The following is a 23,180-nucleotide window of genomic DNA, read 5'->3' as shown; positions in this document are numbered from 1 at the left end:
TCCGTATGGCGGTGCTTCGTCGGATCGGAACTCAACGGTCGAATCGATCGAGTTCCATCACCTTGTTCCACGCTGTGATGAAGTCGTGGATAAACATTTCGCCGGCATCGTCGCTCGCGTAGACCTCTGCAAGCGCCCGCAAGATGCTGTTGCTGCCGAAGAGCAAGTCGACGCTCGTGCCCATCCACTTGGTCTCGCCCGTCTCGCGGTGCTTGCCCTCGTAGAAGTGGTCGCACATGGTGCTGACGCCCCACTCGTACTGCATGTCGAGCAGGTTGACGAAGAAGTCGTTGCTCAGCGTCCCCGGGCGTTCGGTGAACAGGCCGAGCGTCGGGTGACCGACGTTGGTGCCGAGGACGCGCAGTCCGCCGACAAGCGCCGTCATTTCCGGCGCGGTCAGGTTGAGCAGGTGGGCCCGATCGATGAGCAGCTCGTGGGCCGGCTTCGTGTGGTCGGATGAGATGTAGTTGCGGAAACCGTCGGCCGTGATTTCGAGCACGTTGAACGAGTCGACATCGGTGTGCTCCTGCGACGCATCGGTCCGACCCGGACGGAATGGCACGGTCACGTCAACGCCGCCCTGCTTTGCCGCCGATTCGACGCCGGCACATCCGCCGAGAACGACGGTGTCGGCGAAGCTGATCTTGCGGTCGCTCGACGCGTTCCAGTCGTCGGCGACTTTCTCCAACACCGGCAGAACCTTCGCGAGCTCGTCGGGTTGATTGATCGTCCAGGATTTCTGTGGCTCGAGACGAATGCGACCGCCGTTGGCTCCGCCGCGCTTGTCGGTGCCGCGGAAGCTCGACGCTGCTGCCCAAGCCGTCGAGACGAGCTGGGCCGTGGTCAGGCCGCTGTCGAGCAGCTTCGCCTTGAGCTGCTTGACGTCCTCGTCGTTGACGAGCTCGCCTTCGACCGCGGGTACCGGATCCTGCCAAAGCTGCGGCTCGGGCACTTCCGGCCCGAGCAGACGCTCGTGCGGGCCCATGTCGCGGTGGGTCAGCTTGTACCACGCCTTGGCGAATGCCTGGCCGAACTCTTCGGGATTCTGCTGGAAATGCCTCGAAATCTCCTTGTACGACGGATCCTCCTTCAGCGAGAGGTCCGTCGTGAACATCATCGGCTTGTGCTTCTTGCTCGGGTCGTGCGCGTCGGGCACGAGGTCGCTCTCATCGACGTCGCCGACCGGCTCCCACTGCACGGCACCCGCGGGCGAACGCGTCTGTTGCCAGTCGTACTTGAAGAGCTTGTCGAGGTAGTCGTTGTCCCACTGCGTCGGCTTGCTCGTCCAGACGCCTTCCATCTCGCTCGTGATCGTGTGGGCACCGCGACCCGATTCGAACGAGTTGCGCCAGCCGAAGCCCTGATCGGCGATCGCGGCGCTCTCCGGCTCGGGCCCGACGTGCATTGCCGGCTCGGCCGCCGCGTGCGACTTGCCGAACGTGTGCCCACCGGCGACGAGCGCGACGGTCTCGTAGTCGTTCATCGCCATTCGGCCGAACGTCTCGCGGATGTCGTGTGCCGACTCCTTCGGATCGTGTCGACCGTTGCTGCCCTGCGGGTTGACGTAAATCAGGCCCATCTGCACGGCACCGAGCGGCGTTTCGAGCATGCGCTTGCCGGGCTCTTTGCCGTCGTACCGCTTGTCGGCGAGCCACTCTTGTTCCGGGCCCCAGTAGATGCCATCGTCCGGCTCCCACCGGTCGACGCGTCCGCCGCCGAAGCCGAACGTCGGCAGGCCCATCGACTCGATCGCGACGTTGCCGGTCAGGATCATGAGATCACCCCACGACAGCTTGCTGCCGTACTTCTGCTTCACCGGCCAGATGAGCCGGCGCGCCTTGTCGAGGTTCGCGTTGTCAGGCCAGGAGTTGAGCGGCGCGAAACGCAACATGCCCGACCCGCTGCCGCCGCGACCGTCAGCCGTGCGATACGTGCCGGCCGCGTGCCACGCCATGCGGATCATGAACGGCCCGTAGTGCCCGAAGTCGGCCGGCCACCAGTCGACGCTGGTCGTCAGCACCTTCTCGATGTCCTTCTTCACCTCCGCCAAATCCAGCGACTCGAACGCCTTGGCGTAGTCGAAATCGTCCGCCATCGGGCTGGCCTTGCCGCCGTGCTGGTGGAGGATGCCGACGTCGAGCTGATCGGGCCACCAGTCCTTGTTGGCGTAGCCGGACTTGCCGAGGGCGAGGCCTGAAATGCCCATGACGGGACAGCGTCCATTGGTCGTGATTCGTGCGTCAGCGGCGGCAGTGGTGGACATGGCGTTATTGGTAAAGGTTCGGGGAGAACGGCAAAATAGCCGTCTGAACAGGATACGCCCAGCCTCGAAACTCGCGGCCGTACGCTCGTTCCATGCCGGCCGATTTTGAAGACGAGGACGGCTTCGACAGCTTCGACGCCCAGGACAACGTCGCCGCCGATCCCGAGACGCGAGCACGCGAGGTCGTCGAGCAGCTCCGCATCCACGGCGAGCTCGCCGCCGTCTACGAGGGCCCACGCAAATTCGACGCGGCGATCATCAACCTCGACGCCGAGGTCGCCCGCGAGCTGCAGCAGACAATCGGCAAACTGGAGAAGCAGAAGGACACCAACACCGGTCCGATCCTGCCCGCCGATGGCGTTGATGCTGCCCGTCGCGTGCTGACGATGCCCGTCGCGCAGCCCCGGCTGACGACCAACGATTACCACATCCTGCGTCGCCCCAACGAAGCGATGATCGTCCGCTGGCTCGCCGGTGACGAGGTCGACAGCTTCTACGAACGTTACAAGGCCCACGTCGAGGTGGCCCTGGAGCAACGCCGCGAAGACGAACGTCAGGAGCTCGGCTGGCGAAGCGACGAAGCCGACCAGAAGTACCTCGAAGCGCTCGACGAGATCGAGGCCGACCCGGCCGCGTGGTATCTCCGCGACACGCTCCAGAAGCACGGCTTGTTTCTGCTCTCGACGCTCGCCGTCGACGAGATGGACATCCTGCACCTGTGCGACACGCTGATGAGCGTGCCCGCCGTCGACGTCGTCGGCCGGGCCTCCGTTCCGGACCCGGATGACGAGAGTCCGCTGGAATCCGAACGGGCCTGGTACTTCAAGCTCTTCAGCCTTCGCGGCGTGGTCGAGAAGCAGGAACGCATGTGCTTTTTCGCCTTCATGCAACGCACGACCGACGACCTCTGGTGAGGCCGGCGCGCCGCTTGCAATAAACCTGGCATGGGCAAACCCGCCGCCGATTGACAAGATCAGTACACAAAACCGAAGCTTCACAAGAAGCTGAAGGGCGAGATCAAAGCCTCAAGCAGAGGCGGCGACACCTCGACCACGAACTCGCCGAGGCGATCAGCGAATCTGAGAAATGATCGTCGAATCCGTAATCTTCGTGTCATCCGCCAGCAGCAGCGCTTTGCTGACGATGACGCTCATCGTGCGGTCGCCCTCGAACGGCAGGTAGCTCTTTTCCGTCGCCGCCTCCGCCCGCCTGTCGGGCACGATGCAGAGGTACTGATCATTCGGCTCCATGAGAATGTTGCCGCTGCCGAGGTGGATCTTGTACGTCCGCACGTCCCCGTGAACGACGAGGAACTTGTCGGAGAACGAGCAGCGCTCCGCGATCTTCAACCGCGGGATGAGCTTCTCCAACACCGCCTTCCGCGTCTGAGCCGTCTGGCCAAGGTCGCCGAAGGAGAAGTCGTGCCAGTAGTCTCGGTAGCGTTGCTCAACGCCACGGTCGCGCCACTGCGGGTCGTTGCCGACGCTTGCGAGGCCGACGAAGAGGTCGACATCTCGCATCACCTCGCTCAGCACGACGGGAGGCACGCGATCCAGCGGCATCGGGTCCTGCTCGCCGAGCTCATGGAACCGAACCTGATCCGTCGCGAGGTAACTCGGGCCGAAGCTGTATCCATCATCCTGATCACCGTCGCCGACATCGGCTTCGTCGACCCAGAACTCTGCTCGCATGTTCCACGCGGGCAGCTCTGTCTTCGGTGACGATTCGCCGCCGAAGAGCCCGACCACCCAGCGACGTTTCTGGGCCACCGCGACGAGTGTCGGCGTCTTCAGAATGTGTGCCGCAAAGCGATTCGAGTAGACACTCGTCTGACGCTCGGCATCCGTCAGGACGTAAACCTCCCGATGCGCCTGCTTGAACGGCTGCGTCACGCCCGTTGCTTCGAGCCGCTGTCGCCATCGAAGTACGTCGTCTGCCTTGGCCGTAATCGGGTGCCACAGTTGCACTTTTGCTGTTGCCGCGAACTCGATCGGCTTGCCTGCGACGTCGTGAAGCCTTCCGTCGATCCAGACGACCTCAATGCCATCGATCGACCAGATGAGGCGGCGGGCAACCGTCCCGACGAGGCCATGGTCCAGGTATGCGGACCGCCAGGCATCGAATCGCCACGTGCGCGTCTCGCGGAGCATTAGCTCCAGCCGCGACCTCTGAGCCGGGAGAAGCGACTCGATCTCCTTCGCCTTTCGCTTGATAGCTTCGACGGCTTCGGGCTCCGAGTCGCGGACAGCCTTCGGTGCCGATCGGGACGTCTTGGACCGACCCTTGCCGTCGACATAACTCCAAGCGACCACAACTCGATCGCGCGGAGCGACGGTCAGCTCGGCTTCTGCATCGGCGACTCGTTCGCGCACGCTCCCGTCGACCAAGCCGTAGTCGGGCACCGCCGCCTCTTCGAGTGTGGCACGCTCCTCGCCGAGGTCCTCGCACAGCTTGGCGACTGCCTTGTTGATGGTCTTGCGGTGTTTCGGCTGGCGAACGAGGTGCTCCAAACGCAGCAGCTGCACGGCCGCGTCGCGGGTCGATGTGTTTGCGATCGCGCGGACGAAGCTGTTGCCCAGCGACTCGCAACGAACGCCGACCTTCGGAATGTTTTGGTAACACTTCGCCGCAGCGTCGGCCACTGCCGTCAACGGCGGATCATCACACCCCGAGCACGCCGCCCAGGCGAGTCCGGCCAGGACAGCCTGGTTGTCGAAGAGCGGCACCGAGCGTGATGGGTCGTCGAGGTAGCCGTTCCACTGGCGTTCTACCGATCCGGCCAGGCCCACGAGCGGAAACCAGCGTCGGACCGCGTCGGAGACCGACGTTTGCCCAACCGCCTCGACCAGCGGACGGGCCTGCTTCATCCACGGCTTGGACGCCTTTGTCACGTTGACCGTTCGGCAGAATCGCAGCAGTGCCTGCCAGGTCGAGGAGTGTTCTGTGTCTGCGCTAAGTGTGTCCGACCAGACGTCGCCGCCGACTAGTTCGAACGTCTCATCACCCAGCAACTCCTCAAAATCGTGTTGAAGCTTTCGAACGTCCGTACCGGCATAGTGGCAGTCAGAGACTAGGTCTCGAAGACGTTGTGCCTCTTGGCGAGTCTGAGAATCTATGTCGCCGTGACTTCTCCAGTACGCGATGATCAGCCTCGAGACGCTGACTGACTCCTTACTCGCATACGGCCAGTCACTTCGCTCTCGATGAAAGTGCTTCGCGACAGCAATCAATGCAGTAAGCTCTCGTAAAGGAGGCACGCTTCGACGCGACCAGAGACGCTGCCGCAGGTCATCGAGTGCCCGTGTCACTTCGGACCACGCAATTGCCACCGTTCGAGTATCAGACTTCCAGGATCTGTCGATCAGCGGCGTCTGCCACAACCACCTACCGAGATGCTCTGCGGCTAGAAGCGTTCGGGTGGTAAATGATTGCTTCGAGCTCTTGATTAAGCTCTTGTAGGATTCCATGTCGCCGACAAATGACGAATGGGCGCTCAGCCGGTCATCGATGAGCTTTCTCAGGAGATGCGCAAGACGCTCGTATTCTGATGCCAGCTCGGCGTAAGGAAAGAGCTCGACGCGTGCGTGGAACTGATCCGCTTTCGCGAAAGCCTCATCGAGCAATGGCCGCGGGCCGGGCCAAACCTGCTGAACCAAGTCAGCTGCCTCCGGCGACCAGGGTCGCGGCTCGTCGTAGACGGTCAACGGCGGCAGGTTTTGTTCCCCCATCGCCTCAGCCTCCCACCAACATGGTGAGCCGAACAAATGCGACGTCGGTGCTCGGGCCGAGCGTGATCGCGGCGTCGAGGTCGGTTAACTGTTCGTCATCGACCAGAATCAGAAAGCCGTTCCGCTCGAACGCGTCGATTGCGGCGTCGAACTGCTTGCGCCAGTCGACCTCCTTGGCCAGTAGCCGGCCGTGCTTCGGGCCGTTGAGCTCGCGTTCGGCGTCGGCGGGCGTGACGAGGCCGCCGTACGGCTGGGCACCGGCATTGGCCTCGCGGACGCGGCGGTTGTGGTCGTCGGCCTCCTGGTAGACGCGGGCCCGGATCAGCTCGCGGACGGTCACCGTCTCGGCCAGCCCATCGAAGGTCAGCTCCGTCGGAGCAGCATCGCGCTGGCCGTCGAGGGTCTGGTCGTGAATCTGCAGCGTCGTCATGGCCGCTCCAGCGTACCGAACCCTCGGCCGGCTGCTAGTGGGACTGGATGAACGGGTGCGGCACAGGGGCAGACGGTGCACGTTCGAACAGGCTTACGTCCCGCCAACTCTTTGCCTCATGCTTGTCCATGGAGTGCGATGGTCAGTGCGGTTTTGTCGCTATGGGTCAGCGCGTCGCTGGATACAGCCGCGTCGGTCGTCACCCTTCGACGGACGATCGCTAGCGTCGCGGCGTCATGGATGGGTCGACGCAGCTTCGGGTGGCCCGGCCGACGAATCGGTTGGCGGCGATCGTGGCGATGTATCGCGATGGGCTCGGGCTCGAAGTGATCGGCGCGTTCGACGACCACGACGGCTTTGACGGCGTCATGCTCGGAAGTCCGGGGGCGGCGTATCACTTCGAGTTCACGCACCATCGCGGCCACGTTGTGCCGGATGCACCGACGCAGGATCATCTCGTCGTCTTCTACGTCTTGGACTCAGCCGAGTGGGAGCAGCGGTGTGAACGGATGGTGGCGGCTGGGTTTCGGCAGGTCGCGTCGTACAACCCGTATTGGGACCGGGCTGGGCGAACGTTCGAAGACCTCGACGGCTACCGCGTCGTCATCCAACGCGGTGCGTGGTGAGACGGCCACTAGGCCTGCGTTGGCGAGCTGGCGAGTGACGGTTCCTGGGGCGCTGTGAGGCGGTGCCGTAGCCGGACGATGTCGTTGACGACCAGGAGCCCGGCGGGGACGGCGAGGGGGAGGATCAGGCCGCTGACGAGCGTGCCGACGCCCAGCGCGATGGCCATCGGGACGAGGAACAGTGCCTGTGGGTCGGTTTCGAGGATCATCGGAGCCAAGCCGGCGAAGGTCGTCAGGCTGGTCAGCAGGATCGGCCGCAGGCGACGGCGCGAGGCACCCGCGGCGGCGGCGAAGGGGTCGGCGTCCTCCTCGTCGCGACGGCGATTGGCTTCTTTGACCAGGACGAGCCCGCCGTTCACCGCCAGGCCGCCGACGGCGATGATGCCGAACAGGCTGACGACCGACAGGTCGTAGCCGAGCAACACGTGACCGAAGATGGCCGCCGCGACCGCGACCGGCACGACGCCCATCACGACGACCGCCTGTGCGTGGCTGCGGAACAGCGCGGCGAGCAGTGCGTAGATGAGGATGCCCGCGACAAGCAAGCCGGTGCGGAGTTGCTCCATCGCCCGCGACTCCTCGCGTTGCCGCCCGCCGAAGCCGACGCTCAGGCCCGGGAACTCGGACCGCAAGTCGGCCAGCACTTCGTCTTCCAGCGCGGCCCGGACGGCACCGGGATTGGCAACGTCCAGGTCGATGTTGCCGGTCACGCTGACGACGCGTCGGCCGTCGATGCGTTCGACTTCCGTTGGCGCCCTGCCGGGAATCAGCTCGGCCACTTGGCTGAGGGTCGCCTCGCCACCGCCGGGCGTTCGGACGATGAGGTTCTCAACCGCGGCCAGGCTTCGGCGCTCGTCTTCTGGCAGGCGGACCATCACCTGAACCTCGTGACGCCCGCGCTGCAGACGCAGAGCCTCGGCCCCGAAGAAGGCGGCGCGAACCTGCCGGGCGACGTCCTCGCTGGTCAGACCGAGCGATCGGCCGGCAGGTTTGAGTTCGACGTCGATCTGCGGCTTGCCCGCGGCGAAGCCGTCACGCACGTCGTCGACGCCGGCGTACGTCTCCATCTGCTCGGCGAGCGATGCGGCGGCGAGTTCGAGCTGCTCGCGATCGGGATGGCTGAGTTCGACCGTGAGACCCGCGCCGCTGCCGGGCCCGCTTTCCCACTCGAAGTAGATCGCGTCGAGGCCGGTGACTTCGCCGATCTCTTCGCGCCATACCTGCGCGAAGGTGGCCTGATCGAAGTCGCGGTTCTGCGGCGGGACGAGGATGAAGTTCACGTCTGCCCAGTTTTCGCCGAGCCGGCCGATGACGTTCATCCGGCCTCGGAGCACGCTTTCCGGGTCGCCGTCGCTCAATTGGTCGGCCGCGCGATACCCGGCGGCGGCGACGTGCTTGGCGACGCGAACGGTGTCGGCGAACGGTGCACCCGGCGCCGTCTCAACCTCGGCGTCGACGCGCAGTCCCGCGATGACCGGCGTGAAGCTGTAGTTGATTCGCCCGCTCTGGTAGTACGCCAGGACGACTGTCACGCCGGCCGTGACGACGGCGAGCGTCATGTAACGGTGCCGCAGAGAAGCGTGCAGCACAGGAAGAAAGACCTTGTCGGCGAAGCGTTCAAAGCCGTTGCTGAACTTCCGCTGCTGACGCGCGAGCCACCTGACTTTTCCGCTCTCGCGCCCGTGGCCGAGGTGAGCCGGCAGGATGAAGCACGCCTCGATCAGCGAGACGGCGAAGACCGCGATCACGACAGCCGGCAGCGGTGCGAAAAAGCGCCCTGTCTCGCCCGGCACGAGAAGCAGCGGCACGAACGCGATCACGTTCGTCGTCACCGCAAACATGACCGGCACGGCCATCTCCTTCGCCCCCTCGACGGCGGCCTGCATGCGTGGTAGGCCTTCCTGGATCTTGTGGAACACGTTCTCGCCGACGATCACCGCGTCGTCGACGACAATGCCGAGCGTCACGATGAACGCGAACAGCGAGATCATGTTGATGCTCGCCCCGAGCAGCGGCAGCAGCGCGACGGCCCCGATGAGCGTCACCGGCACGCCGATCGCCACCCACAACGCCAGCCGTGGTTCGAGGAAGAGCCCGCTGACGAGCATGACCAGCGCCAGGCCCATCGCGCCGTTCTTGGCCAGCAGCCAAAGCCGCGACTCGTACTCGGCGGCCGAGTCGTCGAGCACGTCGAGCCGTGTGCCTTCGGGCAGCGTCGGATTGATTTGGTCCATGTACCGCCGGACCGCGGCGGCGACCTCCAGCGGCTTCTCCTCGCCGACGGCGTAGACGAAGATGAAGACGCCCCGACCGTCGTTGTAGTAGTTCTCCTGCGGGACATCGACGAAGCCGTCCGTGATCGTCGCAACGTCGCCGAGCAGCACCTTGCTTCCCTCGGCCGTGCTGACGAGCGGGATGTCGGCGTACGCACTCGCGGCGTGACGACGCTCGGCCGCACGCAGCAGCACCTCGCCGCCCGGTGTCCGCACGCCGCCACCGGCCACGTCCTGCGCGCTCTGGCCGACGACCTCCGCGACTTCGCGCGGCGTCAGGCCAAGCGCCCGCAACGTCGCCTGTGGAATCTCGACGCTGATCTCCGGGCTCCTGGCGAACCGCACGTCGGCCCGGCTGATCTCCGGCGTGTCGATCAGGTCGCTCCGCACCCGCTCGGCGAGGTGGAACATCTGCCGCTCGTCGAGGTCGCCGTAGAGCGCGAGCCACATGATGCGACGCTGCTCCTGACGCAGCGAGATGTTGGGCCGTTCAGCGTCATCGGGGAAGAAGTTCACCCGGCCGATGGCGTTGGTCACGTCCTGCACCGACCGGTTCGGGTCCGCGCCTTCGGCCAGCTCGACCGCGACCCGCGCTCGGCCTTGCTCGGCCGTGCCCGTGACGCGCTCGGCGATGTCGAGCGCCCGCAACTGCTCTTCGATTGGCAGCAGGATCGCGTCGGCGACTTCCTCCGGGCTCGCGCCCGGGTAGGCCATCGAGACGTCGACGAAGTCGAGCTCGAACGACGGGTAGACCTCTTGCTTGATGTTCAGCGCCGCCGCCCCGCCGCCGATCAGCAGCGCGGCCATCACGAGGTTGGCGGCCGTGATATTGCGGGCGAACCAGGCGATCAGGGCGTTCATGGCTGCGTCTCCCGGATGCGGACCGGCGTGCCGGGCAGCGGGTTGTCGAGGTAGCTGACGATGACGGCGTCGCCCGGCTCGAAGACGCCGACATCGAGCAGCGACGTCTCCTCGCCGGCGAAGCGGACGTCGACGTCGCGGTACTGCAACAGCCCGTCGGCGTCGCGGACCCAGACCTGCTGATTCTCCCGGACGGCAGCCCGCGGCACTTCGACCACGCCGTCGGCTTCGCCTGCTTCGAACGTCACGCGGACGTACGCCCCGATCGGCAGCTGCGGCGCGTCGTCGTGCAGGGCGATCGGATCGTCGACGGCGACGAGCACGCGGGCCATGCGTCCCTCGGCGTCGACCTGCGGCAGCACGCGGATCAACCGGCCAGGACGCTCGCCGGCATCGGTGAAGACGGTCGCCTCCTGTCCCGCTGACAGCCGAGCGGCCCGCGCCGGCGCGACGGCCGCCTCGACCCAGAAGGTTCTTGTGCCGGCCAATGACAGCAGCCGCTCACCCACGGACGCCCATCGGCCGACTTCCACTTCTTCGGTCACCACGATCGCATCGAACGGTGCGTGGACCGTGGTGCGTTCCAGGTCGAGCTTCGCCTGGGCGATCGCGTTGTCGGCCGCCAGGACGGCGACCTCGGCCTGACGCAGTTGCGGCTCTCGGTTCGCCAGCGCTGCCGACCGGTCTTCCTCGCCGACACTCGACAGGGACTTTCGGAATCGCTCCCACTCGCGTTGGGCGATCATGCCCCGGCCGCGTTCGAGTTCGAGGTCTGCCTGTGCCCTGGCGAGGTCTGCCTCGGCCGCGGTGACGGCAAGCTCGTACTCCGCCGGGTCGATCCGCACGAGTAGGTCGCCTTCACGCATCACGCCGCCCGGCTCGACGGCGTCGCCGATCTCGACGATCGGGCCGGTGACTTCCGCGGCCAGCGCCGCCTCGCGTGCCGGACGCACGACGCCGAAGCCTTCCACGGTCACGGGCACGCTCGCCGGTTTGACTGGCACGACTTCGACCGTCGGCACGAGCGGCTCCGGCGGACTCGTGCCTTGCTGCGGCGCCGTCGACAGCAACAGCCACGCGACGCCACCTGCCGCCACCACGATGACGACGGGCAGCAGTCCGAGCACGACCTTCAGCACCACCGCCGACGCACCGCTAGGCCCACGCGCACCGGGCCGATCAGGTTCCGGTTCGGCTTGGCCGTTCGCGATCAGGCGGTCGGACGCCGGTGCGGCTTGGGGCGTGTCTTGATCGGCCATGTCGATCTCAGGAAGCATTGGTTGAGTTGGACGTCGTTGCTGTCGGGTCGAGCGGTTCCGTCGGCAAGGCCGTGCCCAGCCCGCCGCCGGCAGCGCGGTGCAGATCGATGCGGAGCTGCACGAGGTTGCGTCGCTCGGCCAGCAGTTCGCGCTGCGTGTCCTGCAGATCTTCGAGGGCCGTCAGCACGTCGAGGTAGTCGCCCTGCCCGCCGGCGTACCGCGCGCGGATCTCGGCAACGGCCGACTCCAACGCATCGACACGGTCGGCCAGTGCGTCGACACGCTCGCGCTGGCGACGCTCGGCAAAGAGCAGCGAATCGACCTCCGCGACAGCCGTGACAAACGCGTCGCCGTAGGCCGCCAGGAGCGACGCGTACTCGGCCTCTCGTTCGACGACGACGGCTTCGCGAAGGCCCCAGTCGACGAGCGGTGCGACGAGGTCGCCCAGCAGCGAGCCGGCCACGCCCGAGCCCATCGCGTTGTCCGCGTAGCCGAGCGTGCCGACGAGTGTCACCCGCGGCAGGCGATCCGCGACCGCGACGCCGATGCGGTAATCGGCCGCGAGCAGGCGATCCTGCGCCGCCCGCAAGTCGGGTCGACGCGTCAGCAAATCGCTCGGTACACCGACGGCGGCCACCGTCGGGAAGTCGGCGAGTCGATCGCCCGCGACATCGCCGCCGTCAGCTGCCCGGCCGAGGAGCGCATCGAGCGCGTTCTCCGCCCGCCGCAGCTCCGCCTGCGCTGGCGGAACGAGGGCCGCGACATCCGAGACCTGCGCCCGCTGCCGCAGGAGGTCCGCGCTCGTTGCATTGCCCACCGCGAACCGCAGCTCGATCAGCTCCAGCAACGTCCGGTCTCGTTCGAGCTGGTCGTCGAGCAACTCGAGCAGCAACCGCTGTTCGGTCGACCGGAAGTACGCCGTCGCGACGTCGGCCGCGACGGCCAACCGCACGGCTTCGAGGTCGTTGGCAGCGGCAGACGCGTCGGCGACGGCCGCGTCTTGGGCCGATCGAAGCCGGCCGAACAGGTCGAGCTCCCAACTCGCCGCGACACCGACACTCGAACCGAACTCGGCGTTGTCGAAGGTCTCGCTGTCGAGCCCGCCGTCACCACCGAACGTCCAGCCGGCCGACCCGACGCCGTCCACCAGCGGACGTCGCACGGCACCGGCCTGACGCGTCCGCGCTCGCGCCGCCACCAGCCGCGCGGCGAAGTCTCGGGCCGAGAGGTTCTGCTCCAGCGCCTGCGCGATCAGGCCGTCGAGCTGATCGTCGCCGAACTCGAGCCACCACGCATCCTCGACCGCCGGCGCCGACTCCGAAGGAAACGCCGCCGGCATCGTCGCGGGCGGCATCGGGTCGGGCGTGACCTCGTGCAACGTGCACCCGGCGACGAGCGGCACGGCGATGAACAACAGACGATGCACGGCGAGTCATGCTTCGCCGCTGTCTTGCAATTGTCACTGTTCGTGCCGAGACGACTCAAATCGGCTCGAAGCCGAAGCCCTCGGCCGGGCGTCACGCCTCGACGGCGGGCTCTGCGGTGCCCAGCGACCACGCGAGATCAATCACGCCCCAGAGGCTGACGGCCGCACAGATCAGGTAGGCCGTCGCGAGGTCAGGATACGGCGCGGCGATGCCGGAATGAATGAGAGCCGCGACCACGCCGGAGGCACCCAGTGCGATCAAACCACGCGTTCTTCGCTTCGCTCGTGTCATTGAGGTCTCCGTGCCGGGGGCAGTGATCAACCGGTCGTCAGCATGCTGCCGATACTGCCCGTTTGCAGCGCTTCTCGACCGGTGGCTGCTAGACCATAGAGATATTGACAGGTTTTCGCAACGCTTCGAGTCCGCTTCGGGTCCCGTGGGACTGGATCTTGCCATCGCCGCGGCTAGCTCACTTCAGCTATGTGCTCGACGTGGTGGCAGCGGCAGCGCCACCGGCAGCAGCGGTTGTGGCGGCGACCGCGGCGGCTTGAGCAAGCGACGCAGCCGCGGCGGCTGTTGAGCCCGCGATAGCCAGCGTTGCCAGCGTGTGCCTCATTCCCGGCAACTCGCGTTCCCACAAGATCCGCCCGTCGGCTTTGTCGAGCCGGTACAACGACCCGCCCGTGAAGGCGAATAGCTGGCCGTTCACGTCGGCGACGGTCACGAATCGGTTGCCACGCGAGAACACACCTGTCCGAAGCTCCGATTGCCACACGATCCTGCCGTCGACAGGGTCGACGCACCAGACGGAAGACTTGCCGCCCACGAAGAGGTTGCTGGGTTGGTCCATTGCGACCGGAGCGTAGTTCGTTGCGGTCACTCACCCTGGCCGAGTGCGTAGGCCGGCTTGCCGTCGAAGGTGTAGAGGTGCTCAGTTTTAATGAACGACAGGCCAGCGTTGTGGATCGACTGGAGCAGGCGAATCACGCCCTCCGGCGACGCGGCTGAGTCGCTGGCAGCCTTGAAGCGGCAGCGCCAGTGGTCGGTGCAAAACGTCTCGGGCAGGCCTTCGGGCCAGACTTTGACGCCACGGTTCGAGATCATGGTGAGTGAAAGCCCGACATCCGCGGCTTGTGCCGCGACGTTCAGGTGCTTGGCGAGCGCGTCAGGGCTGCGACCTTCTCGGTCCCAATGCAGGAAGACATCGACGCCGACCAAGGCTTTGGTGACGGGCGTGTGTTGCTTGAGCTCGGGGATCGTGATTGCAGCGGTGCCCGTGGCTTCGACCGTGGGAAGCCGGTTGGGCGTCTTGCCGAGGCGTGCGATGACGGCATCGGTGAACGCGTCCGTGCCGAGCGGCGGCGAGCCGGCGCTGTCGTGCTCGGGCCTCATGTCGCCCGTCCGGACGCCTTCTTCGACGGCGGTCAGCCACGCGTTGTGAACCGTCGCCGCAACCTCGCCCTGCCCAAGGTGGCGAAGCATCATCACGCCCGCGAGCAACAGGCCCGACGGATTGGCCTTGTTCTGCCCGGCGATGTCCGGCGCGCTGCCATGAATGGCCTCGAACATCGAGCAGCTCTTGCCGATGTTGGACGACGGCGCGAGGCCGACGCTACCGGCGACCTGGGCCGCGACGTCGCTGAGGATGTCGCCATAAAGGTTGGGCGTCACGACGACGTCGAACATCTCCGGTGAGTCGGCCATGCGGGCGGTGCCGATGTCGATGATGAGGTGGTCCGTCTCGATCTGCGGGTACTCGCCAGCAATCTCCTCGAAGACACGACGGAACATGCCGTCGGTGATCTTCATGATGTTGTCCTTGGTCATGCATGTCACCTTGCGACGGCCGTTGGCGACGGCGTAGTCGAAGGCGTAGCGCACGATCCGCTCACACCCTGGACGCGTGATGAGCTTGAGGCACTGGGCGACCTCGTCCGTCTGCTGGTGCTCGATGCCGGCGTAAGTGTCTTCCTCGTTCTCGCGAACGATGACCAGGTCCATGCCGGGGTGCTTGCTGCGGACGAACGGCGCGTAGCTGGCACACGGCCGGACGTTGGCAAACAGGCCGAGGGTTTTGCGGGTGGTGACGTTGAGCGACTTGTACCCGCCGCCCTGGGGCGTGGTGATCGGTGCCTTCAGGAAGCAGCCGGTGCGACGCAGCGAGTCCCAGACCTCCGGCCCGATGCCGCTGGTGACGCCGCTCTCATAGACGGCCTTGCCAATCTTGACCTCCTCCACGTCCAACTTCGCCCCGGCCGCATCCAGGACGCGGAGCGTGGCGTCCATGATCTCCGGACCAATGCCGTCGCCACGAGCAACCGTGATGGAAGCAGCTTGCGTCATGCGGCGAATGTAGGACAGAGGGTTGGAATCGTGGAACGTCTTGGAGACGATGTCTGCATGTGGCGATCCGGTCTCCTAATGTTGGCGTTGGCGTTGCCCACCTCGGCAGCACTTCAAGATGCTCCGTTCATCGTGGAGGCGAGGGAGCAACTCGTTGAGGCGAGACAGCCGCTCCGCGATCGTGGGCTGCCATTGACGCCGGCGGCGTTCGACGCCAAGTACACAGCTGTCGACGATCGCCTGAACGCGGCTGTGCCGATCATGGCGGCGGTTGAGGCGATGAAGCAGATCGATCAAGAGGCTGTCGACCGCTGGAAAGGACTTCAAGCTTTCGACGCCTTCTTCTATCCGCTGCTCCCCGGCGAACGGCCATTGCCTTCGATTATCGAAAGCGACTTCCGCTTCACTTGGGACCAGGTTGCCGAAGCGCACGCGCCCTACTTGGCCGCGCTGAGTGAGCTCGATGCTCTCGACGGTGTCGCACGCCCCGCCGTCGACCGAATGATCGCCGACTTCGGAGTTCGCTGGGACGATCCAGAGATCACGTTCCTGATCGACGTTCTTCTAGTGCATCTCAGTGACGTGCGATCGCTTGAGCAACCGCTCGCGTGGCAGACGCTGATCCACACCGAGAACGGCAAGAGTGTCGAAGCGTTTGTATCCGCACGACGGCTGTTTGCAGTTGCCGAGTCGCTGTCGACTTCTCATCCGTCAACACCCTCACACTTGACCGGGCTGGGCATGGCAGGCACGGCAGCGGAGACGTTGGGACGCGCTCTTCCCCATCTCGAGTTCGGCCCTGACGGGATCGAACCAAAGGAGGCTCGGGCGTTTGTTGATGCACTGCTCGATCGAAGTGCCGGGGAACGTCAGTGGAACGGCATCATGGAGGCTGGGATCCTGTTCCAGCAGCACACCGTCGACCAGTTGCTCGCGGGCCAAGCTCCTCCAGATTACTGGGACCTCGGCAACCAGCTGCGGCTGATTGCCACCGCGGGCGGTTCGGGTGAAGTGCTCGTCGACGCGATGCTCCCGCTGTTGGACATCGGGAAGCAGAAGCGTTGGCCCGCTGCGCGCGAGCTGGTCGAGCAACACGAGGCTGTCGCAACAAGGATCAGTGACAACCGCATGAAATTTGATCTCGCGTCGAAACTGCTTCCACGATTCCGGCCCATTGCCAAGTCGCACTTCGAAGCGCAGAACGACCGGCACCGGACTGCGGTCGCACTGGCGATCGCGTTGTATCGAGCGGATCACGACGCCGTGCCACCCACGCTCGAAGCGCTTGTCCCCGAGTACCTGCCCTTCGTCCCGCCGGATGTGATGACCGTCGATGCAACCGTCCGCTACGACCAACAGCGCGGCCTCGTCTGGACCGTCGGCGGCGATGGGGTCGATCATGATGGCTTCAGCAAAACCGACCGATTGCGTTTGTTGCCATCCGCAACACGCGAGGAACTCGAAGCGATGGGTTGGGATGAAGTTGTCGCCGTCGCAGTCCCGAACTGAGCAGACGCACCAATTCGAGCTCACGTCAGGGATGCCCAACTGCCCGGCTTACGACGCCCAAGCTGCCGAAAGGAGTCGGCGTGCATCTTGCGGCGATTGTCGGGCGCGGTTACGAACCCGAGAACGGCTCGTCGGCACGCACCGGTGCGACCGATTAACCCCTCAAAAGGGCCACCAGCGCGACCGCTTCTGGATCGCCGACTTGCGCTTTGCATCGATCACCACGCCGACGTCAGCTTCGATGAGCCGATCGAGTAGCTCGTTAGCACCTTTCTGAAGCTTGAAGTCCATCTCGCCTTCTGTGAGCGGCATGACCAGAAGTAGCTGGACGTCGCGATCGCCTGCGGTGAAGCGTGAGAACTGTTCCGGAAGGTTTGCCGCAATGCTGGCATCGACGAGCATCAGCCCGATGAAGTTCGTGTCCTCAATCGGCTCGGCTGGATCGCCGTTTGGAATGGTGTGGCCGTCCCAGAACCATGCGCCGTGTTCGTGGGCAAAGCGTGGCAACCATTTGAGGCCATGCAAAGGCCAGAAGAAAGACTCTTTCGCCTCGTCGAACGCCATTGACTTCTCTGGGTCAAAGTCGTCAAAGAGCGGCCAATCCGACGGAAGCAGAGTGACTAGCTCCGCATAGCGACCACCGCCGTACAAACCACGAGCACCCGGCGGAAAACTCATCGGACGCTCAGCCATGCCTGTTGTCACACACGTAAACGCGTCAATCTTCTCGTTTGGTGGGACGATGTGGATGTCAAGGTGAATCGTCGGAGAGATCAGCTCGTGAAAGACCTGCCTCGGCACACCGGGAAAGCAGGTGTCCAAATGGCTGTCCAACGCATCCATCAGCCCTCCATCACCTGTCGAGAGCTCTGGCTCGCTTTCGATTGGGACGCCGCTGTAGCGATGGATCGGGTCGCCGCCGGGTGTTTCTTCCACGCCCATCACGTCAAGCTAACAGATGCGCCGCTCGATGCACGTCGTTCGCAACGGAGGTTGGACGACCTAAGTTGAAGCGTGCCTGATCCCCTGCCTTACGACGCACACGCTGCCGAGCGGGAGCAGCGGCGGAAGATGATGCGGCTGTTCTGGGCGATCATCATCGCCAAGGTGCTGCTGGTCATTGCCAACACCTTCGGAGCGTTCAGCGACGTGCCGGCGATCCTGAAGCTGGCGGGCGTGGGCATGCAGATTTCGCTGACGGTCGTCTTCCTGCTGCTTTTGCTGAAGCTGACGGCCCGTCGATAACCTGCAACATGAGCACACCGGCCGACGCTGCCGAACCGTCCGACATGCCGCCCGTCGTCCGCACCGGCATCGCCGGCGGGTTGATGGGCCTGGCGAACCTCGTGCCGGGCGTCAGCGGCGGGACGATGGTGCTGGTGATGGGCGTTTACGACCGCTTCGTCGACGCGGCCGCGGGCGTGAGCCGGGGCAAGTTCACCAGGAGCCGCGTCGTCTTCCTCGCGATCCTCGTCGCGTCGGCGGCCGTGCTGGTCGTCGGGCTGGCGGGCGTGATGAGCGACCTGGTGCGCGAGCGGCGGACATTGATGTACAGCCTCTTCATCGGCATGACGCTCGCCGGCACAGGCCCGCTGTGGAAGATGGCCGGTCCGCTGAAGAGGCCGATCAAGCCCGCGATCGTCGTCGCATTCCTCGCCGGCCTGGCGGTGATGATCGTCATCGCCGCCACGCAGGACTCGGAGGCCAAGGAAGCCGCCAGCGCGCTGCGCGAGACCGAGGAGTTCCGGCCGCAACCGAGCATCCCGCGCGACCTCGCCGGCGGGACGCTGGCGATGAGCGCGATGGTCCTGCCGGGCATTAGCGGCGCACACATGCTGCTCGTGCTGGGCCGGTACGAGCACGTGACCGGCGCCGTCAGCCTGCTCAAAGACGGCCTGACCGGCGGCGGATCGGCCGACGTCGTCGACGCCCTCTGGGTGCTTGTCCCCGTCGGCGTCGCGGCGATCGTGTCGCTCGTCGTGCTCTCCAACGCCCTCAAGTGGATGCTCGCCAACCACCCTCGACTGATGGGCGGTGCACTGCTGGGCGTCCTCTGGGGAAGCACCCTGGCGATCTGGCCCTTCAACAACGCCAGCACCGGCAGCGACTACGCGACCGGCACGCTGGCCTTTCTCATCGGGTTCGGTGCCGTCTTTGCCCTCACGCTGCTCGAGCCACGTGAGAAGGCTGCGAAGGACGCGCCCGCGTCGTAGTCACACGAAGTCGTCCTCGTGGTGACGCACGACCGGCTTCTCGCCCGGAAGCAGCACGACGGCCACGACGTCGAACCGGATCAGCGGCTCCTCGCGCAGCCTCGCGACGTACGCACCGGCGACCTTGCGGATCTGCCGTCGCTTGGCCTCGTTTACCCGCTCCTCCGGATCGCTCCCAAGATCGCTGCGGGTCTTGACCTCGACGAAGACCAGCACGTCGCCGTCGCGTGCGATGAGGTCGATCTCGCCCAGATGGCACCGCCAGTTGCGGGCGAGGATCGCGAGGCCCTGCTTCCGCAGGTGTTGCTCGGCAAGCCGTTCGCCCTGCCGTCCAAGCCCGTGGCGTGGGTCGCGGAAGGCCGGCCCACGGTCGAGCCAGCGGACGAGTCGGCCGAACAGCACGCGTCGCTTGTACCGTCGGCCGGCCGCCTCGCCAAGCCGGTTGCCCGGCAGCAGACGTCGCCTAGACTGCCGGCCCGGCTGACGGAAGCTCCGTCGGCCATCGACTGCACGCTCGCTTTCCTCCAGACACGCACGCTCTTTCCAGATGGCCGTCAAGATTCGTCTCAAGCGCATGGGCCGGACGCACCGCCCGTTCTACCGGGTTCAGGCGATGACGGATCGCGACAAGCGTGACGGCCGTGCTCTGGAGCAGCTGGGCCACTTCGACCCGGTCGCGACGGACGAGAGCAAGCAGTTCGTCTGCGACCTCGAAGCCACCAAGAAGTGGCTCGACACGGGCGCGATCCCGAGCGAGACCGTCAGCAGCCTCCTCAAGAAGGCCGGTCTTGAGCACAAGATGCTCCGCCTGCCCAAGCCCGGCAAGCCCAAGAAGCCCGAGGGTGAGGAAGCCGCCGAGGGTGGTGAAGCGAAGGCCGAGGCTGCCGAAGAGGCCAAGGCGGAATAGCCGCCGCGATGCGGATCGATCTGGTCAGTCTGTTTCCAGAACTGCACTCGGCCGTACTCGGCACGAGCATTCCCAAGCGGGCCGCCGAAAAGGGGCTTGTAACGTACCACGTCACCGACATTCGTGACTTTGGCGAGGGGAACTACCAGAAAGTCGACGATCGCCCTTTCGGCGGCGGCCCCGGCATGGTCATGATGCCGCAGGTGCTCGCCGCCGCAACGGATGCTGCATTGGCCGTCGATCCGATGCCAGCCCGCCGGCTGATTCTCTCGCCCGTCGGCCGACGCCTCGATCAGCCGTTCGTCGACCAGCTCGCGACGGAAGATCGCCTGCTGATTGTCGCGACCCACTACGAGGGCTACGACGAGCGCTTCGTCGAGGAGTACGAGCTGGAGGAAGTCAGCCTCGGCGACTTCGTCACCAGCGGTGGCGAGCTGCCGGCCCTCGTGCTCATCGACGCCGTCGTCCGCCTCATCCCCGGCGTCCTCGGCCACGACGACGGCCCACGCCAGGACAGCTTCGCCCCCGACGTCGATCGCCTGCTCGAAGGCCCGCAGTACACCCGCCCCCGCGAATGGCGCGGCCGCTCCGTCCCCGACATCCTCATGTCCGGCGACCACGCCAAGATCAACGCCTGGCGCCACGCCCAACGCCTCACCCGCACCCGCGCCCGCCGCCCCGACCTGCTGCCTGGCGAGTGACAACCGCCGCTCGACGTGTCCCAAGCGGTGTAACGCAGGCCTCTTTTTGCTTTCTGCCATTCTGTCGCGCATTACACCAGGCGTACTTCGCTGAAAGTGCCGGGGTTGCCGGTGGCGTCGAGGGTGGTGATGCGGAGGACCGTGTCGTCGTCGACGCCGTCAAGTTCGAAGAAGCCCTGGCCGCCGAGGGTGGTGAGCTGGGTGAACGCCCCGCCGTTGTCGCTGCGGAAGATGGCGACGCGTTCGGCCTCGCTCGGCACGGCGAAGTAGACGGTGGCGTCGCTGCCGTTGCGCTGGGCGGTCACGCCGACGGGGGACGGGGTCTGGTCGGCGGGTTCGATGTTCTTGACGATGTAGACGTTGTCGTTGTAGTCGAAGTTGAAGCCGGTGAAGTCCATCGTCACCAGCCAGGTGTCTTCGACGATGCGGCCGCGGCTGTCCTTGACGGGGAAGAAGCGGAAAAGGTGCAGGTCGTCGCCGGCGGAGCCGAAGTTGTCGTCGTTGAAGTCATCGACGCTGTATTCGTTGACGACGCGGAAGCCGAAGACCTCATCGCCAGGCTCGAATGTGCCGGCGGCGGGTTCGGTGCCGTTGCGGATGGCGGGGAGGAAGCTCTGGGCGGCGTTGGCGTCGTGCTGGAAGATCGAGACGCTGTTGGCCGACGCGGTGGCTTCGCTGGTGGAGCCGTCGCGTGGGAACCAGAAGATCTGGTCGGCAAAGCCGGTGTTGTGGAAGGCGGCCATCTGGTAGACCTCGACGGGCAGGTCTTGCTGGGCGGCCTGCCAGTAGAAGCTGATCACTTCGTCGCCAACGGGGTCGGACGTGCCGGTGAGACGCTCGGCCTCGGTGCCGACGTCGGTCGTCAGGCCGAGGATCTCGATCATGTCGTCGAGGATGGGCTCTTCGTTGACGCTGCCCATGCCACTGAAGGAGTTGTCCTCGCTGTAGGGCATCCAGTAGCCGGCGACGGGGAGCGTGAAGGAGCCGCCGGTGTGTTCGATGACGATGTCGCCTTCGTAGATGCCCTGTCGGCTGCCCTCGTTGGTGGCGGTGAAGTCGATCTGGAAGGCGGCGGTCTGGCCAGGGGTGAGGGAGGTGCCGACGAGGTTGGTCGCGGCGAAGCCGTCCGGCGCGGTCACGCCGGTGACGGTCAGCGATGAGTTGCCGGCGTTGGCGAGTTCGAACGTGCGCGACTGTCGGGTGAGCTGCGTCGCGGCGTTCGGATCTTGCCCGGCGGGATCGATCTCGGAGAAGATCAGGCGTTCGAGGCCTTCGTCGGCGCCGTTGCTCGTGACGGCGAGTCGGCCTGGTGCCTGGGCGGCGGGCTCGACGTTGGTCATGACGAGGACGATGTCGTTGTAGTCGTCGGCGAACTCGAACTCTTCGAAGCTGACGGCCAGCGCGTTCTCGACGCCGGGAATCTCGTAGACGGCGACCTTGTCGCGCTCGCCGGGCGTGGGTTCCCAAATGTTGAGGACGGCCTCGGAGTAAGCGGTCCGGCCGCGGGTGTCGGAGATGCCGGGGCCGATCACATCGCCGAAGGCCGGGCTCTTGGCGTAGAGGCCGAAGGTGCCGCCTGGGAAGAACTTGTCGGGTCCGGTGACCAGCGGGTCGAGGCCCTGGTCGGTGAAGACCTCGCCGAGCTTGGTCTGGGCCTCGCCTCGGCCGGGCTGGTAGAAGCCGTAGCTGAGGACGGGGTTGCCGTCGGGGCTGAAGCTGGCGATGACGTCGATGGCGACGGGCTTGTCGGGGTTGGCCGGCTGGAAGAGCTGCGTCGACAGGCCGCCGAGCTGGCTGAGGGTGATCTCGGTGGTTGTCGGATCGGGGTCGCCGGTGGTGATGCCGAGGTCGTAGTAGTCGAAGATCTGCTGGAGCGAAGGCTCGTTCGCCCCGCCGTCGCCGCGCTTGACGACGCCGGTGACGCTGCTGCCGACTTCCGGAGCGTCGGGGTCGCTGGTGCGGACGAAGGCGAGGGCCTCGAAGGTGTCGCCGTCGCTCGCGCCGGCCGGGGCGTTGAAGCGGACGGTGAAGCTGATCTCTTCGCCCGGCTGGACGGCGGTCGCCTGGGTCGGGGCGTTGACGAACTCGAACAGGTCCTTGTCGGGTCCGGTCAGGCCGAGCGTGTAGGGCGAGACGACCAGCGGCTCGGTGCCGAGGTTGCGGACGGTGAGCGGTCGCTCTTCGGACGTGTTGGCGGCGGCATCGATGAAGATGCGGCGCCTGTCGACACTCGCCTCGCCGCCGGCGGCGACGGGTCGGAGCAGCGTGATCCGCTGTGTGTTGGGGTCGACCATCGGCACCTCTCCCTCGCGATCGCCGAACTGTGCGACATAGAGCACGCCGCCAGGACCTTCGGCGAGGTCGAGCGGATTGGAGAAGCCGTCGAAGCCTGGAATGTCGGTGACGCCCTGCCGGATGCCGCCGGTCTCGTCGACGTCGAGGACGATGAGGTCGTCGCTGCCGCTGAAGCGAGTGACGATGAGCTTGCCGTCAAGGTCGCCGTTGAACGAGCCGCTGCCTGAAAGGCCGTATTCGACTGCACCGTTGGGGCTTTCGTTGAGGCCGAAGTCGAAGGCGAAGCCCTGGTAGTCGTTCTGGGGTTGGGTGCCGACGGGGTAGTCGGGGACCTCGGCCGGGTCG

Annotated in this window: 19 protein-coding genes; 7 read left to right on the top strand and 12 right to left on the bottom strand. The window is 65.7% G+C overall.

From position 1 onward, the window contains the following. Positions 1-31 precede the first annotated feature (31 nt). Positions 32-2,206: a catalase/peroxidase HPI gene (gene katG, locus AAGI46_01975; GenBank protein MEM1010970.1), complete on the bottom strand. Its 2,175-nt coding sequence runs from the start codon at positions 2,204-2,206 to the stop codon at positions 32-34. Positions 2,207-2,355: 149 nt separating this feature from the next. Here katG and AAGI46_01970 point away from each other — a divergent pair, with 149 nt between their 5' ends. Next, a complete protein-coding gene (locus tag AAGI46_01970; GenBank protein MEM1010969.1) occupies positions 2,356-3,177 on the top strand; it encodes a hypothetical protein in 822 nt (273 codons plus the stop codon). A gap of 156 nt (positions 3,178-3,333) precedes the next feature. Here the strand turns inward: AAGI46_01970 and AAGI46_01965 are convergent, their stop codons facing one another. Both AAGI46_01965 and AAGI46_01960 read right to left on the bottom strand, forming a co-directional pair. Beyond that, positions 3,334-5,154: a DUF4132 domain-containing protein gene (locus AAGI46_01965; GenBank protein MEM1010968.1), complete on the bottom strand. Its 1,821-nt coding sequence runs from the start codon at positions 5,152-5,154 to the stop codon at positions 3,334-3,336. A gap of 841 nt (positions 5,155-5,995) precedes the next feature. Beyond that, positions 5,996-6,421 (bottom strand): hypothetical protein, encoded by a 426-nt coding sequence (locus AAGI46_01960; GenBank protein MEM1010967.1) that lies wholly within the window; start codon positions 6,419-6,421, stop codon positions 5,996-5,998. Positions 6,422-6,657: 236 nt separating this feature from the next. Between AAGI46_01960 and AAGI46_01955 the strand changes: the two genes are divergently transcribed. Then, complete coding sequence (locus AAGI46_01955; GenBank protein MEM1010966.1) at positions 6,658-7,047, top strand: VOC family protein; 390 nt, start codon at positions 6,658-6,660, stop codon at positions 7,045-7,047. A gap of 8 nt (positions 7,048-7,055) precedes the next feature. Here AAGI46_01955 and AAGI46_01950 read toward each other — a convergent pair whose 3' ends face one another. The 6 genes from AAGI46_01950 to AAGI46_01925 all read right to left on the bottom strand — a co-directional run bounded on the left by AAGI46_01950 (position 7,056) and on the right by AAGI46_01925 (position 15,210). Continuing rightward, positions 7,056-10,181 carry an efflux RND transporter permease subunit gene (locus AAGI46_01950; GenBank protein MEM1010965.1) on the bottom strand — a complete coding sequence of 1,042 codons (3,126 nt, stop codon included), beginning with the start codon at positions 10,179-10,181 and terminating at the stop codon, positions 7,056-7,058. Continuing rightward, positions 10,178-11,440 (bottom strand): efflux RND transporter periplasmic adaptor subunit, encoded by a 1,263-nt coding sequence (locus AAGI46_01945; protein MEM1010964.1) that lies wholly within the window; start codon positions 11,438-11,440, stop codon positions 10,178-10,180. The genes AAGI46_01950 and AAGI46_01945 overlap by 4 nt, the downstream gene beginning before the upstream one ends. A gap of 7 nt (positions 11,441-11,447) precedes the next feature. After that, complete coding sequence (locus AAGI46_01940; protein ID MEM1010963.1) at positions 11,448-12,866, bottom strand: TolC family protein; 1,419 nt, start codon at positions 12,864-12,866, stop codon at positions 11,448-11,450. A 91-nt stretch (positions 12,867-12,957) separates the two neighbouring features. Beyond that, a complete protein-coding gene (locus AAGI46_01935) occupies positions 12,958-13,158 on the bottom strand; it encodes a hypothetical protein (protein ID MEM1010962.1) in 201 nt (66 codons plus the stop codon). Positions 13,159-13,345: 187 nt separating this feature from the next. After that, a complete protein-coding gene (locus AAGI46_01930; GenBank protein MEM1010961.1) occupies positions 13,346-13,717 on the bottom strand; it encodes a PQQ-binding-like beta-propeller repeat protein in 372 nt (123 codons plus the stop codon). A 26-nt stretch (positions 13,718-13,743) separates the two neighbouring features. Continuing rightward, entirely contained in the window at positions 13,744-15,210 is a 1,467-nt protein-coding gene (locus AAGI46_01925; GenBank protein ID MEM1010960.1) for an NADP-dependent isocitrate dehydrogenase, read from the bottom strand. Between the two features lie 57 nt (positions 15,211-15,267). Between AAGI46_01925 and AAGI46_01920 the strand changes: the two genes are divergently transcribed. Further along, positions 15,268-16,719: a hypothetical protein gene (locus AAGI46_01920; GenBank protein ID MEM1010959.1), complete on the top strand. Its 1,452-nt coding sequence runs from the start codon at positions 15,268-15,270 to the stop codon at positions 16,717-16,719. A gap of 162 nt (positions 16,720-16,881) precedes the next feature. Here AAGI46_01920 and AAGI46_01915 read toward each other — a convergent pair whose 3' ends face one another. Then, positions 16,882-17,661, bottom strand: coding sequence for a suppressor of fused domain protein (locus AAGI46_01915; GenBank protein ID MEM1010958.1), 780 nt, complete (start codon positions 17,659-17,661; stop codon positions 16,882-16,884). A gap of 72 nt (positions 17,662-17,733) precedes the next feature. Between AAGI46_01915 and AAGI46_01910 the strand changes: the two genes are divergently transcribed. After that, complete coding sequence (locus AAGI46_01910; GenBank protein ID MEM1010957.1) at positions 17,734-17,964, top strand: hypothetical protein; 231 nt, start codon at positions 17,734-17,736, stop codon at positions 17,962-17,964. Between the two features lie 8 nt (positions 17,965-17,972). After that, positions 17,973-18,932: a DUF368 domain-containing protein gene (locus AAGI46_01905; GenBank protein ID MEM1010956.1), complete on the top strand. Its 960-nt coding sequence runs from the start codon at positions 17,973-17,975 to the stop codon at positions 18,930-18,932. Here the strand turns inward: AAGI46_01905 and AAGI46_01900 are convergent, their stop codons facing one another. Then, on the bottom strand, positions 18,933-19,490 hold the full coding sequence (locus AAGI46_01900) for a YraN family protein (GenBank protein ID MEM1010955.1): 558 nt from the start codon (positions 19,488-19,490) through the stop codon (positions 18,933-18,935). Here AAGI46_01900 and rpsP point away from each other — a divergent pair. Both rpsP and trmD read left to right on the top strand, forming a co-directional pair. Continuing rightward, positions 19,480-19,839, top strand: a complete 360-nt coding sequence (rpsP, locus tag AAGI46_01895) for a 30S ribosomal protein S16 (GenBank protein MEM1010954.1) — start codon at positions 19,480-19,482, stop codon at positions 19,837-19,839. The two genes, AAGI46_01900 and rpsP, sit on opposite strands and share 11 nt — an antisense overlap. 8 nt (positions 19,840-19,847) lie before the next feature. After that, positions 19,848-20,540 carry a tRNA (guanosine(37)-N1)-methyltransferase TrmD gene (gene trmD, locus AAGI46_01890; protein ID MEM1010953.1) on the top strand — a complete coding sequence of 231 codons (693 nt, stop codon included), beginning with the start codon at positions 19,848-19,850 and terminating at the stop codon, positions 20,538-20,540. Between the two features lie 71 nt (positions 20,541-20,611). On the opposite strand, the gene AAGI46_01885 is transcribed toward trmD, so the two are convergent. Then, on the bottom strand, positions 20,612-23,180 hold a 2,569-nt coding region (locus AAGI46_01885), incomplete at its 5' end, for a hypothetical protein (protein MEM1010952.1).

The organism is Planctomycetota bacterium, from assembly GCA_038746835.1.
Classification (GTDB): Bacteria; Planctomycetota; Phycisphaerae; order Tepidisphaerales; family Tepidisphaeraceae; genus JBCDKH01.
Note: the sequence above shows the minus strand (reverse complement) of the source record. Positions and strands in the feature narration are given on the sequence as shown.